10 protein-coding genes are annotated in these 13,227 nt (G+C 72.4%); 6 read left to right on the top strand and 4 right to left on the bottom strand.

What is annotated here, in order from left to right:
* Window positions 1-80: 80 nt before the first annotated feature.
* Entirely contained in the window at window positions 81-1,469 is a 1,389-nt protein-coding gene (locus LQ940_RS01435) for a hypothetical protein (RefSeq protein ID WP_231240951.1), read from the bottom strand.
* A 141-nt stretch (window positions 1,470-1,610) separates the two neighbouring features.
* Here LQ940_RS01435 and eccCa point away from each other — a divergent pair, with 141 nt between their 5' ends.
* The gene (gene eccCa, locus LQ940_RS01430) at window positions 1,611-5,609 is read left to right on the top strand and encodes a type VII secretion protein EccCa (protein WP_231240952.1); all 3,999 of its coding nucleotides are present in this window, start codon (window positions 1,611-1,613) and stop codon (window positions 5,607-5,609) included.
* A 30-nt stretch (window positions 5,610-5,639) separates the two neighbouring features.
* On the opposite strand, the gene LQ940_RS01425 is transcribed toward eccCa, so the two are convergent.
* The gene (locus tag LQ940_RS01425) at window positions 5,640-6,089 is read right to left on the bottom strand and encodes a nuclear transport factor 2 family protein (protein ID WP_231240953.1); all 450 of its coding nucleotides are present in this window, start codon (window positions 6,087-6,089) and stop codon (window positions 5,640-5,642) included.
* A 134-nt stretch (window positions 6,090-6,223) separates the two neighbouring features.
* Between LQ940_RS01425 and LQ940_RS01420 the strand changes: the two genes are divergently transcribed.
* The 3 genes from LQ940_RS01420 to LQ940_RS01410 all read left to right on the top strand — a co-directional run bounded on the left by LQ940_RS01420 (window position 6,224) and on the right by LQ940_RS01410 (window position 7,342).
* Window positions 6,224-6,397 carry a hypothetical protein gene (locus LQ940_RS01420; RefSeq protein WP_231240954.1) on the top strand — a complete coding sequence of 58 codons (174 nt, stop codon included), beginning with the start codon at window positions 6,224-6,226 and terminating at the stop codon, window positions 6,395-6,397.
* A 101-nt stretch (window positions 6,398-6,498) separates the two neighbouring features.
* Window positions 6,499-6,795, top strand: a complete 297-nt coding sequence (locus tag LQ940_RS01415; RefSeq protein ID WP_231240955.1) for a type II toxin-antitoxin system VapB family antitoxin — start codon at window positions 6,499-6,501, stop codon at window positions 6,793-6,795.
* A 1-nt stretch (window position 6,796) separates the two neighbouring features.
* Window positions 6,797-7,342, top strand: a complete 546-nt coding sequence (locus LQ940_RS01410) for a LytR C-terminal domain-containing protein (protein ID WP_231240956.1) — start codon at window positions 6,797-6,799, stop codon at window positions 7,340-7,342.
* A gap of 20 nt (window positions 7,343-7,362) precedes the next feature.
* On the opposite strand, the gene LQ940_RS01405 is transcribed toward LQ940_RS01410, so the two are convergent.
* A complete protein-coding gene (locus LQ940_RS01405) occupies window positions 7,363-8,859 on the bottom strand; it encodes a potassium/proton antiporter (protein WP_231240957.1) in 1,497 nt (498 codons plus the stop codon).
* Window positions 8,860-8,970: 111 nt separating this feature from the next.
* On the opposite strand from LQ940_RS01405, the gene LQ940_RS01400 reads away from it, so the two are divergent.
* Together LQ940_RS01400 and LQ940_RS01395 are read left to right on the top strand one after the other, a co-directional pair.
* A complete protein-coding gene (locus LQ940_RS01400) occupies window positions 8,971-10,446 on the top strand; it encodes an FAD-binding protein (RefSeq protein ID WP_231240958.1) in 1,476 nt (491 codons plus the stop codon).
* Window positions 10,447-10,593: 147 nt separating this feature from the next.
* The gene (locus tag LQ940_RS01395; RefSeq protein WP_231240959.1) at window positions 10,594-11,781 is read left to right on the top strand and encodes a pyridoxal phosphate-dependent aminotransferase; all 1,188 of its coding nucleotides are present in this window, start codon (window positions 10,594-10,596) and stop codon (window positions 11,779-11,781) included.
* A gap of 90 nt (window positions 11,782-11,871) precedes the next feature.
* Here LQ940_RS01395 and LQ940_RS01390 read toward each other — a convergent pair whose 3' ends face one another.
* Window positions 11,872-13,164: a YncE family protein gene (locus LQ940_RS01390; protein ID WP_231240960.1), complete on the bottom strand. Its 1,293-nt coding sequence runs from the start codon at window positions 13,162-13,164 to the stop codon at window positions 11,872-11,874.
* Window positions 13,165-13,227: the final 63 nt, after the last annotated feature.

Genomic DNA, 13,227 nt, shown 5'->3' with positions numbered 1-13,227 from the left:
GTGGTGCGATGTCGTCCTGGTCCTTCTCGGCTGCCGATCCGGACACGCAGTCGTCTACCCGGGGGCAAACACGCTAAACATCACCCTGTCAATTCCCACAGGTGCCGGAAGAGCCCCACGGCGGGCACGAGCGCCCCCACGGCGAAGGATCCGCAGATCGCCTCGGCGACCTCGGCCTTGCGTGACCACCACGCCGAGCGCCAGCCGCGGCCGAGCGCGACGGCCACCAACAGCAACAGCGCGGCCACCGCGGTGGCGGCGATCCCGACCGCCATCAGGGACCCCGGCTCCATGCCGCGGAACAGCACGACGAGCAGGGCCGCCCAGCAGACGAGTCCCGCCGCGCGGAGCAGGGCGCGGGCGGCGGCGTGACGGTAGCTGCGGGCCACGAAGAGCAGCGACCCGCCGGCGAAGCCGACCACGCAGCGCGCGCCGATCCAGTCGGGCCGCTGGGTGGCCGTCTCCAGCAGCAACGGCGCGGCGACCACCACGACCGCGAGGATCGCGACCGACGAGGCGGTGATGATCCGGGTGCCGCGGGCGGCGACGATCTCCACCGCGCGGGGCGGTACGACGATCCGGCCACGGCGCCCGGTGGGACGATCCCGCGCCGACCACGCCGTCACGGCCAGCCGCTCGAGGTCGATGAGGAACTGGTCGGGGACGTCCACGGCGAGTGTGGGCACGAAGCGCGCCGCCAGCATCGCCGCGACCAGCAGGAGCGCCCAGGCCACCTGCGGGCGGAAGTCGAGCAGGGCCACCGCGCAGGTGACGACGAAGACGGCCACGCCCACGACCACCCAGACCCGCAGCGCCTCCTCGGAGTAGCGGTCGAGGGACCTGGCCACCGCGGCCGTGACGGCGGCGCTCAGCGCCGCGACGCCGAGGATGGTGGGGAGCCGCTCCGGGGCGGGGTCCCAGGCCACGACGAAGGCCGCCGACGCCGCGAACGCCGGGGCGGCGAGGATCCGGTGGGCGGCGTACCTGCCGACGGGCAGCACCCCGAGCAGAGCCGCGCCGCCGAGCAGCGCGACGGTCGCGGTGCGCAGGTCGGACGGCTCCTGCTGGGAGGCGAACCACCCGGCGAGCAGCGCGGCCGCGGCGCTGACGCAGAACCACAGCACGGACAGGGACCCGGGCTCCTCGACGCGCCGCGCGGGCCGGGAGTCGGCACGACCCCGGCGCCCGGCCACCGCCGGCGGGGCCGCGCCGTACGGCAGCGCGACCACCAGGGCGCCCGCGCCGATGCCGGCGCTCTCGAGCGCGGCGTCGGGGGCGAGCGGCCGGCCGACCCGGGTGTAGATGGTGGGCAGAGCGTCGACGCCGGCCTGAGCGGCGTACTCGACGGCCACGTCGTGGGCCGACGCCCCCGCCGGCACGAGCAGGTCCAGGGCACCCGAGGGCCCCAGCACGGTGAGCGCCACCGCATCGGTCGCGCCCCCGGCCGACCCGGCACCCGACCCGCTCACGTCGCCTCCCGCAGAACCCGGGCGGGACCGCCCGGTCGAGGGCAGCCTAATCGCTGTGGGTGTGCCTATCATCGTGCCACCGCAGCGGTGTGTCCGGACCTCTCGGACAACCGGCGGCTGACGGCGAGGGGACGAGTGAGCGTGAGCACGACGCTGCGCGGGGCGCGGGTGGACGAGCCGGAGATGCCCACCGGTCAGCTGGTGCTCCAGCCGCCACCGCAGATCCAGCCCGCCGAGGGCGCGGCCGGCGTGATGATGAACGCGATCCCGATGCTGGGCAGCCTGGGCTCGATCGTGCTCGTCGCCACCATGGGCGCCAAGACCGGCAACGGGTCCATCCGCTTCATCGCCGCCGGCATGTTCCTGTTCGCCACCATCGGGTTCATCCTGGTCCAGATCGACCGGCAGCGTAAGCAGCGCTCCCAGCAGGTCACCGGCTCGCGCACCGAGTACCTGCGCTATCTGAGCAACGTCCGCAAGGTCGCCCGCGAGTCCGCCGACCAGCAGCGCCGCGCGCTCACGTGGCACCACCCGGACCCTTCGTCGCTGCCCGCGATGGCCGAGGAGCGCTCCCGGATCTGGGAGCACACGTCGAGCGACCCGCAGTTCCTGCACGTGCGCTACGGGCTGTGCGCCCAGCCCCTCGCCCTCGAGCTGGTGCCGCCCGAGAGCGCCCCGATCGACGAGGTCGACCCCGCCGCCGCCTCGGCCCTGCACCGGCTGCTCGTCGTCCACCGGCTGCAGCCCGACCTGCCGGCCTCGATCGACCTCCGGGCCTTCGACCGGGTCGAGATCTGCGGCGACGAGGAGGAGGCGCGCAGCCTGGCGCGCGCGATCATCTGCTCCGCCACGGCGTTCCACTCCCCCGACAACCTGGTGGTCGCGGTCCTCTCCTCGGAGCTGCACCTGGCCCACTGGGACTGGATCAAGTGGCTGCCCCACGCGCTGAGCGCCCAGCAGAGCGACGCGGTCGGCCCGATGCGCATGGTCGTCACCTCCCTGGCCGACCTCGCCAACCTGCTCCCGCCCGACCTCAGCGACCGCCCGCGCTTCGGCGCCGACGAGCGGCCGGCGACCCCGCACATCCTGCTGGTCACCGACGGCGTCGAGCTGCCGCCCGGCAACCATGTGATCCCTCCCGACGGGCTGCACGGCGTGACGGTGCTCGACCTGCCGGCGCGCTGGGGCGAGCTCGACGACCTCAGCCGCCTGCGGATCCAGCTCGACGGCCCGGTGCTCGAGGACGAGCACAAGGTGCCGATGCTGGCGCTGCGGCTGCGCGAGGAGGGCATCGTGGCGAAGGGCGACCAGTGCGACCTGGCCACGGCCGAGGCGTTCGCCCGGCGCCTCACGCCGCTGCACACGGTCAACCCCGGCACAACCGAGACCGCCACCCCCGGCGAGATCACCGGCCCCACCGACTTCATGGACCTCCTGGGCCTGGGCGACGTACGCCGGTTCGACCCGACCGCCGCCTGGCGGCCCCGGCCCGCGCGCGACCGGCTGCGGGTGCCGATCGGGCTCGGCGAGGGCGGCGGCCTCGTCCACCTGGACATCAAGGAGTCCGCCCAGCAGGGCATGGGACCGCACGGGCTGGTGATCGGCGCGACCGGCTCCGGCAAGTCGGAGTTCCTGCGCACCCTCGTGCTCGGGCTCGCGATGACGCACTCCCCCGAGCAGCTCAACATGGTGCTCGTCGACTTCAAGGGCGGCGCGACGTTCGCCGGCATGTCGGAGATGCCGCACGTCTCGGCCGTCATCACCAACCTGGCCAACGAGCTCACCCTCGTGGACCGCATGCAGGACGCCCTGTCCGGCGAGATGGTGCGACGCCAGGAGCTGCTGCGCGATGCCGGCAACTTCGCCTCGATCCGCGACTACGAGAAGGCACGCGCCGCGGGCGAGGAGCTCGACCCGATGCCGTCGCTGTTCCTCGTGGTCGACGAGTTCTCCGAGATGCTGTCGGCCAAGCCGGAGTTCATCGACCTCTTCGTCGCCATCGGCCGCCTCGGCCGCTCGCTCGGGCTGCACCTGCTGCTCGCGTCGCAGCGCCTCGAGGAGGGCCGGCTGCGGGGCCTGGAGTCGCACCTGTCCTACCGCGTCGGGCTGCGCACCTTCAGCTCGCAGGAGTCGCGCGCGGTGCTCGGCGTGCCCGACGCCTACGAGCTGCCGGCCGTGCCGGGGCTGGGCTTCCTCAAGCCCGACCCGACGTCGATGACGCGGTTCAAGGCGGCGTACGTCTCGGGACCGCCGGCCACCGGCCGGGTGCGCGTCCGTCGCGACGAGGGCGGCCACCTGCAGGGGATCTTGCCGTTCACGATCTCCGAGGTGCACAAGCTCGAGATGAGCGACCCCGAGCCCGAGCCGGAGCCCCGGGTCGAACCGGAGTCCCAGGAGTCGCTGCTCGACGTCGCCGTGGGTCACATGGTCGGCCACGGCCCGGCCGCCCACCAGGTCTGGCTCCCGCCGCTGGACGTGCCGGACACCCTCGACGAGCTCATGAGCGACCTGGTCGAGGACGGCGAGCTCGGCCTGATCTCGCAGCAGTGGCGCGCTCTCGGCGGGCTGGTCGTGCCCCTCGGCACCGTGGACCGCCCGCGCGAGCAGCGCCGCGACACGCTCACCATCAACCTCAGCGGCGCGAGCGGTCACGTCGCCGTCGTCGGTGGCCCCCGCAGCGGCAAGAGCACGATGCTGCGCACGATCGTGACCAGCATGGCGCTGACCACGACCCCGCAGGAGTCGCAGTTCTTCGTCCTGGACTTCGGCGGCGGCACCTTCGCGCCGATGGCCCGGCTGCCCCACGTCTCCGGCGTCGGCACCCGCTCGGAGCCCGACGTCGTACGCCGGATCATGGCCGAGGTCTCCGGGGTCGTGGACCGCCGCGAGGCGTACTTCCGCGCCAATGGGATCGACTCGATCGAGACCTACCGGTCGCGTCGCGCCGAGGGCCGCGTCGACGACGGCTACGGCGACGTCTTCCTGGTCATCGACGGCTGGAGCACGCTGCGCTCGGACTTCGACGACCTGGAGATCGAGATCCAGCAGCTCGCCTCGCGCGGTCTCACCTTCGGGCTGCACATCGTCACCGGCGCCGCCCGCTGGGCCGACTTCCGCGCCGCCATGCGCGACCTGTTCGGCACTCGCCTCGAGCTGCGCCTGGGCGACGCCATGGACTCCGAGATCGACCGCAAGATCGCCCAGCTCGTTCCGACGGGCCGCCCCGGGCGCGGTCTGGTCCAGAGCAAGCTGCACTTCCTGGGCGCACTGCCGCGCATCGACGGCAACCCGGACCCGGGCAGCCTCGGCGACGGCGTCGACGAGCTGATCAGCCGCGTCGCCGCCGCCTGGCGCGGCCCGGCGGGACCGAAGCTGCGGCTGCTGCCCGAGCGGATCGAGCTCAAGCTGGTGCGCGAACAGGCCGAGGTCGCCGGCACCGACGACGCGCTCCTCGTGCTCGGCATCAACGAGAAGGAGCTCGCCCCGGTCACCCTGGACGCCGACGCCGAGCCGCACCTGCTGATCTTCGGCGACGGCCAGTCGGGCAAGAGCTCGGTCCTGCGCACCTACATCCACGAGGTGATGCGCACGCGCACGTCCAAGCAGGCCCAGGTCGTCGTCGTCGACTACCGGCGCTCCCTGCTCGGCGAGGTGCCCGAGGACTACCTGCTCAACTACCTCACCTCCGCGACCCAGGCCACGCCGGCGCTCAAGGACCTCGCGACGTACCTCGAGAGCCGGATCCCGGGCCCCGACGTCACGCCCGAGCAGCTGCGCAACCGGTCCTGGTGGACCGGGGCCGAGGTGTTCGTCGTCGTGGACGACTACGACCTGGTCGCGACCCAGCAGACCTCGCCGGTCGCCCTGCTGCAGCCGCTGCTCGCGCAGGCGCGCGACGTCGGCCTGCACGTCGTGGTGGCGCGCCGCTCCGGCGGCGCCTCGCGGGCGCTGTACGAGCCGGTCATCCAGTCGATGCGCGACCTGGCGATGCCCGGACTGATGCTCTCCGGGAGCCCCGACGAGGGCCCCCTGCTGGGCAACCTGCGCCCGGTCCCCCTGCCCCCCGGTCGGGGCCGCCTGATCACCCGCGACCGCGGCACCGAGGTCGTCCAGACGGCGTGGACCGACCCGACCCTCTGAGCTCGGCGTGGGGGCAGTCCCCCGTCACCCTCAGGAGTGGGTGTGGACGCCGGGGCCGGTGATCTTCAGCCCGGGCAGGTCCGCGAGGTCGTAGCTCAGCTCGAAGGTACGGCGGTAGCCGGTGTGGGCGACCCGCCAGCCGTCCGGCGTACGGACGTAGCGGTCGGTGTAGAACGCCGCCCCCTCGAGCATGAACCGGAAGGCCTCGACGATGACCCGGTCCTCCAGGTACCAGTGGGCCGCGGCCTCGTCGCCGTCGACGGTGATCTCGGGGTGGTGCACCTGGTGCATGGTGATCCGCCCCTCCCCGAGGTTCTCGCGCATGTAGGAGACCAACGCCGCCCGGTCCTCGAAGACCAGCCCGTCGTAGTCGCCGGTGGCGTCGGGCTGGAAGCACGCCTCGAAGGCGTCCCAGTCCTTGGTGTCCAGCGTGCGCAGGTAGCGGTACTTGAGCTGACAGATGTCGTCGTAGTCGGTCACAGCCAGCAATGTAAGCCGGATCACCTCTTCTCGGCGGAGTGAGACGTCGTTGTAACTCGCGCTCAACCTGTCGGGCATCTTCGCGGCTCAGGCTGGTCTCACACCGAGCACCCAGAGACAGAGGGAGACCCCCGATGGACGACAACATCGTCACCGAGCAGGAGACCGACGCGGCCCGGGAGCGGCGGGCCGCCTTGAAGCTGCGCCACGCGCGCGGGCTGACCACGCTGATGGGAGAGCGTGAGGACCTGCGGGGCGTCCACGCCCTGGCCGACCTGGTCGACGACGCGGTGCGCTGGACGGCCTAGCCGGCACGGGGGCGCCCTGACCGGCCCTGCCGGGCGTGACGGCGGGGTCGCGTGGCGCCCGCCGACATGGGGCGTGGGGCGGGGCCGTTTATAGTCGCGGCGTGATCTTCAAGCGAGTCGGAGACGGGAGGCCGTACCCCGACCACGGCCTCTCGGCCCGGGCCTGGGCGGCCGTGCCTCCGCGCCAGGTCCGCCTCGACGAGCTGGTCACGACCAAGGACACCCTGCAGTTGGCGGCGCTGCTCGACGAGGACTCCACCTTCTACGGCGACCTGTTCGCCCACGTCGTGGAGTGGCGCGAGGAGTACTACCTCGAGGACGGGCTGCACCGCGCGCTGCGGGCCGCCCTGCAGCAGCGCAACGTCCTGCACGCCCGCGTCCACCGGCTGGAGGCCTGAGATGCCCGGCTTCGCCGCCGCGCGGCTGCGCTCGGCGCTCACCCTGCTCGCGCTCGCCCTGTTGCTGCTGGTCGGCGTCGCCTGGGGCTGGGGCGCCGTCACCGAGCCGTTCCCCGAGGCCGACGAGGTGCCGATCTGCAGCGACACCGACGTGCCGGCGGGCACGAAGATCTATCCCGACCAGGTGACGGTGAGTGTGGCCAACGCGGGCACGCGCGAGGGCCTCGCCGGACGGACCATGCAGCTCCTGGTCGACGGCGGCTTCGGCCGGGGCGGGATCAACAACGCGCCCGAGGGCACCGACGTGAGGTTCGCCGAGATCTGGACCGACCAGCCGCAGAGCCCGGCGGTCAAGCTGGTCAAGAGCCGGCTGGGCAAGCGGGCCCAGGTGGTCCGCCGCGACACCAGCCTGCCCGGGGTCAACGTGATCGTCGGCGATGACTTCGTCGAGCTCGCCAAGGGCGGCCAATGGGCCAAGTCCAACCAGGACAGCGTGATCTGCAGCCCGCCGGCCGAGGCCGACGACGACCCCGGCGTCGTGGACTGAGCGGTCCTCGCCCGGCCTCCTCAGTCGTCGTCGAGCCACTGCGCGAGGCGACCACCACGGCTGACCTGCCGTAGCCGCTCCTCGGTCAGCTCGCGCAGCTTGCGGGGGGCCACGACGAGCAGCTCGTCGCCGTGGCGCAGGACCGAGCGCCGCTCGGGCACCTTGGCCTCGCCCTCGCGGATGATGAGCGAGACCGAGGCACCGGGCGGCAGCCGCAGCTCGCCGACCTCGACACCGTGCATGAGCGACCCCGGGGTGATGGTGATCTGGAGCAGATCGGCCGCGACTCGCTCCAGCGGGGCAGCCTCGAGCTCGAGGTCGCGCGGCTCGTAGCGCTGGGCCACCCCCAGGATCCGAGCGACGAGGGGCAGCGTCGGACCGGTCAGCAGGGTGTAGATGACGACCATCACGAACACGATGTCGAACAGCCGCTCCGCGTCGGCGACGCCCTCGGCCAGCGGGATGGTCGTGAACACGATCGGCACCGCGCCGCGCAACCCGGCCCAGGAGAGGAAGCCCAGCTCCCGCCAGGGCATCGGCTGCATCACCGAGCTCGCCAGCACCGACAGCGGCCGGGCGACATAGGTGAGGATCAACCCGGCCGCGATGGCGAGGCCCACGGTCTCCAGGGAGATCCGCGACGGCGAGAGGAGCAGGCCGAGCATCACGAAGAGCCCGATCTGGGCCAGCCAGGCGATCCCCTCGGAGAAGGACCGGGTGGCGCCACGGTGGGGGAGCTCGGAGTTGCCGAGCACCAGCGCGGCGACGTACACCGCGGCGAAGCCGGAGACGTGCAGGGCGGCGCCGCCGGCGTAGGCCAGCACGGTCAGGCAGATGACGGCGATCGGGTACAGCCCGGTCGACGGCAGGGCGGCGCGACGCATCATCCAGGCGCCGCCGAAGCCCACGGCGAGACCCAGGAGCACGCCGCCGGAGAGCTCGAAGAGGATCTGGAGGATCATCCGCAGGACGCCCTCCTCGGCGGCCGCTCCGGACGAGACCAGCACCACGAGGACGACGGTGGGGGCGTCGTTGAGGCCGGACTCGGCCTCGAGCGAGCCGGTCAGCCGGCGTGGCAACGGCACCGTGCGCAGCACCGAGAAGACCGCCGCCGCGTCGGTCGCCGAGGTGACGGCACCCAGCAGCACGGCCGTCTCCCAGGGCAGCCCCAGCACGTAGTGGGCGCCGAGCGCCACGACGGCCACCGACACGGTGACGCCGATGGTCGCCAGTGAGACCCCCAGCCGCATGGCGGGACGGATCTCGCGCCAGTTGGTCGTGAGACCGCCCTCGGCCAGGATCAGGACGAGGGCCGCGAAGCCGAGGGCGTGCGCGAGCTCGGCATCCTCGAAGGGGATGCCGAGGCCCTCCTCGCCCAGCGCGACGCCCATGAGCAGGTAGATCAGGAGGCTGGGGAGCCCCGCCCGCGACGAGACGCGCACCGCGAGGATGGCCAGCAGGGTGACGGCCGAGCCCACCAGGAGGACCGTGTCGAGCTGGTGGACGTCGAAGGACATGTCACCTCGCGTCTCTCGTGATCGGTCGCCGGGCGCAGTCTATCGGCAGCCGGAGGCAGGCTCCGATCGGGATGTGACGCACGAAACTGCAACATGTTCTACCTTTGCCCCATGAGCGCCCAGGGCACCGCGGTCCCCCACGTCCTCGCGCCGGCCGACCTGCCGGCCGACGCGCCGGCGTACGACGTGGTCGTGGTGGGGTTCGGGATCGCCGGCGGCTGCGCGGCCCTGGAGGCGGCCCGGGCCGGCGCCTCCGTACTGCTGCTCGAGAGGGCGGCCGTCCACGGCGGCACGTCGAGCATGTCGGGCGGGCACTTCTATCTCGGCGGCGGCACCGCGGTGCAGCGCGCGACCGGGCAGGAGGACTCGGTCGAGGCGATGTACGACTACCTGCTCGCCGTGTCGAAGGACCCCGAGCCGGACAAGATCCGCGCCTACTGCGACGACTCGGTCGCGCACTTCGAGTGGCTGGAGTCGCTGGGCTTCGAGTTCGAGCGCAGCTTCTACCCGGAGAAGGCGGTCATCCAGCCCGGCACGCAGGGGCTGATGTTCACCGGCAACGAGAAGGTGTGGCCGTTCCGGGAGCAGGCCAGGCCCGCACCGCGCGGTCACAAGGTGCCGGTGCCGGGAGACACGGAGGGCACCCGGATCGTGATGGACCTGCTGCGCGAGCGGGTCGAGGAGGCCGGGGTCACGGTCCGCTACGAGACCGGCGCGACCAACCTCGTCGCCTCGGCCAGCGGAGAGGTCGTCGGTGTCGCCTGGCGCTCGTTCGAGGAGACCGGGTACGTCGCCGCGCCCGCGGTGGTCCTCGCGGCCGGTGGGTTCGTCATGAACCCCGACATGGTCGCCGAGCACACGCCCGCCCTCGGGTCCAAGCTGTTCACGCTCGGCTCCACCTACGACGACGGCCTCGGGATCCGCCTGGGCCGGTCGATGGGCGCCGAGCTCAAGCACATGGACGAGCCGTTCATCACCGCTCCGTTCTACCCGCCGTCGGTGCTGGTGACGGGGGTGCTGGTCAACCAGGACGGCCGGCGCTTCGTCGCCGAGGACAGCTACCACTCGCGCACGTCGCAGTTCGTCATGGAGCAGCCCGGCTCGGCGGCGTACCTCATCGTCGACAGCGAGCACGTCGAGTACCCCGCGATGCCGCTCGTGCCGCTGCTGGACGGCTACGAGAGCGTCGCCGAGATGGCGCTGGGGCTGGGCGTCCCCGAGGCGGCCCTGCAGGAGACCCTCGACCGCTACAACGAGCACGCCGCCCACGGCGAGGATCCCGACTTCCACAAGGCCGCCGAGTGGCTCGCGCCGCAGTCGGTCGGCCCCTGGGCGGTCTTCGACGTCCGGCTCGGCCACGCCCTCTACGCCGGCTTCACCCTCGGCGGGATCCGGGTCAGCGTCGACGGCCAGGCGCAGCGCCCCGACGGCTCGGTCGTGCCCGGCCTGTACGCCGCCGGCGCGTGCGCCTCCAACCTGGCCCAGGACGGCAAGGGCTACTGCTCGGGCACCCAGTTGGGCGAGGGGTCCTACTTCGGCCGCCGGGCCGGCCGGCACGCCGCGCGAGTTTCACCGGCTACGCGGTGAAACACGTGCTTGCGTCATGCAGTTGCACCCCACCAGCACGAGTTTCATGACATAAGGGCGGCCGGCGCCACGGGCGCGAGTTTCACCGCCCCAGCGGTGAAACTCGCGTTTCCCACTCCCACCAATCCACCCCGTAGCCTCACCACCGTGACCAACCGCCTCCAGGTGGCGCAGCGCGCCAACGTGCCGCCGTTCCACGTGATGGACCTGCTGGAGGCGTCCGCGCAGCGCCAGCGCACGCACGGCGACGTGATCAACCTGCTCGCCGGCCAGCCGAGCAGCGGGGCGCCGGCCCCGGTGCGCGACGAGGCGGTGCGCCTGCTCGGGACCGGCGATCCGCTGGGTTACACCCCCGCCACCGGCATCCTCGAGCTGCGCGAGGCGATCGCGGGGCACCACCGGCGCACCCACGGCATCGAGGTGTCCGCCGACGACGTCGTGGTCACCACCGGCTCGAGCGGCGGATTCCTACTCGCGTTCCTGGCGGCGTTCGAGGTCGGCGACCGGGTGGCGATGGCGCGCCCCGGCTACCCCTGCTACCGCAACGTCCTGGCCGCCCTCGGCTGCGAGGTGGTGGAGGTGGAGACCGGCCCGGAGACCCGGTTCCAGCCCACGGTGGCGCAGCTGGCCGAGACCCACGAGCGCACCCCGCTCGCGGGCGTCGTCGTCGCCAGCCCGGCCAACCCGACCGGCACCATGCTGCTGCCGGCCGAGCTCGCCGCGATCGCCCGGTGGTGCGACGAGGCCGGGGTGCAGCTGATCTCCGACGAGATCTACCACGGCATCGAGTACGCCGGCCTCGACGGCGGCGCGAACCTCGCCCGGTCGGCGTGGGAGACCAGCCGCGAGGCGGTGGTGTTCTCCAGCTTCTCGAAGTACTTCTCCATGACCGGCTGGCGGATCGGCTGGATGCTGGTGCCCGAGCGACTCCGACGCGCGGTCGACGTGCTGACCGGCAACTTCACGATCTGCCCGCCCGTCATCGCCCAGCGGGCCTGCCTGGCCGCCTTCGACGACGCGGCGTACGCCGAGCTCGACGGCCATGTGCGCCGCTACGCGGAGAACCGCCGGCTGCTCCTGAAGTCCCTGCCCGAGCTCGGGATCACCCGGCTGGCTCCGGCCGACGGCGCGTTCTACGTGTACGCCGACGTGGGGCACCTGACCCAGGACTCGATGACCTTCACCCGCGAGCTCCTCGCCGAGACCGGCGTCGCCCTGGCCACCGGCGTCGACTTCGACACCGCCGAGGGCCACCACCACATCCGCCTCAGCTTCGCCGGCCCCCACACCGACATCGAAGAGGCCCTCGAGCGCCTGCGCCGCGCCTGGACCTGACGCCGCTCCGGTCGGATAGTCCCTCACAAAATCTGCGAATAGGAGGGCTCCTACTCGCAGATTTGTGAGGGACTACCCCGGCGGGGGCGCTCAGGAGGACGCCGGGCGCGCCAGGAAGGCCCGGCGGATCACGCCGTTGCGGACGCGCTGGGGGTGGTCGCCGACCTTGGTGGTCGAGACGATGCGCGCGGTGGCGTAGCTGATCCGCGAGACGGTGTCCGAGCCCGACCAGGAGACGTAGCAGTAGCGGCCGTCCCAGCTCGGCGTGGCCCAGTACGGCTTGAGCCCACCCTTGATCAGGCGGCTGTGCCGACCGCTCCGGGCGTCGACCACCGTGGCGTAGTCCGACATGGTGCCGGCGACGCACAGCTTGGTGCCGCGCGGGTTCATGGCGATGCCGTGGTGCGCCGAGTCCAGCAGGTAGGCCTCACGCGGGGTGTCGGGGACCAGGTTCGGCAGCCGGCGTACCCGCGTGATCCTGCCGGTACGCCGGTCCAGCTGGACGTAGCCGTGGAAGAACGACAGCTGGAAGTAGATCTTCTTCTCGTCCGGCGACAGCGTCATCGGTCGGACGGCGGTGCTGACGTCGTCGAGGCCGCGCTCGTCGAGCGCCTTGCGCAGGTGGTAGCGCCGAAGCACCCGGTAGGTGCGCGCATCGACGATCTGCAGGACCCGGTCGTCCTTGGTCGCGTCCAGCGCCGGGTCGTCGAGCGGGCTGTAGACCATGCCGATGCTCGCGTGCAGGATCCGGCGCCCGCCGTCGATGAACACGCTCTCGTGCGGTGACCCGCCGGAGGGAAAGCGGCCGAGCTCCTTGCCGTCACGCACGCGCAGGACGTGGACGACGTTGCCCGTGGAGGCGCTCACGACCACGCGCCGGCCGTCGGGCGACACGGCCATATGGTCCGAGCGCACCCCGTCGACCGCGAAGCGCCACACGATCTCGCGCGTGCGCAGGCTGATCGCGACCACGTCGCCAAAGGACGGCCGCGAGATCACCACCAGCCGGCCGTCGTTCGAGGAGTACATGTCGTCCACGAACTGGTCGTGTCCCTCGCCGATCAGCGCGCGGATCGCCAGGAAGTAGGCCAGCCGGTAGGGGTTGGTGGCGATCTCCTGCATGCGCGCGTCGTAGTCGGGGATCACGTTGATGCGCGCGAGCCGCTTGAACGTGCCCGGCGCGAGCAGGTCGGCGGTGCCGTCCCAGTTGTTGCCCACGAACACCACGCGGCGTACGCCGGGAGGGATCTTCGCCCGCTGCTCGTCCACGACGGGCGCCGCCGAGGACGCCTGGGCCGGCGCCGTGGCGGCGACCAGACCGGTCAAGGCGAGCGCGGCGCCCAGGGCCGCCACCGTCGCGCGGCGGGCTGCGGACCGGGTCATCGGCTGCTCCTTCGTGAGGGTGGCCACCATGATCGGGGCTGGGGAGGGCGTTTCGGCACTGTT

It is taken from the genome of Nocardioides sp. cx-173 (genome assembly GCF_021117365.1).
Classification (GTDB): domain Bacteria; phylum Actinomycetota; class Actinomycetes; order Propionibacteriales; family Nocardioidaceae; genus Nocardioides.
This window is presented reverse-complemented; position numbering and strand designations above follow the sequence as displayed.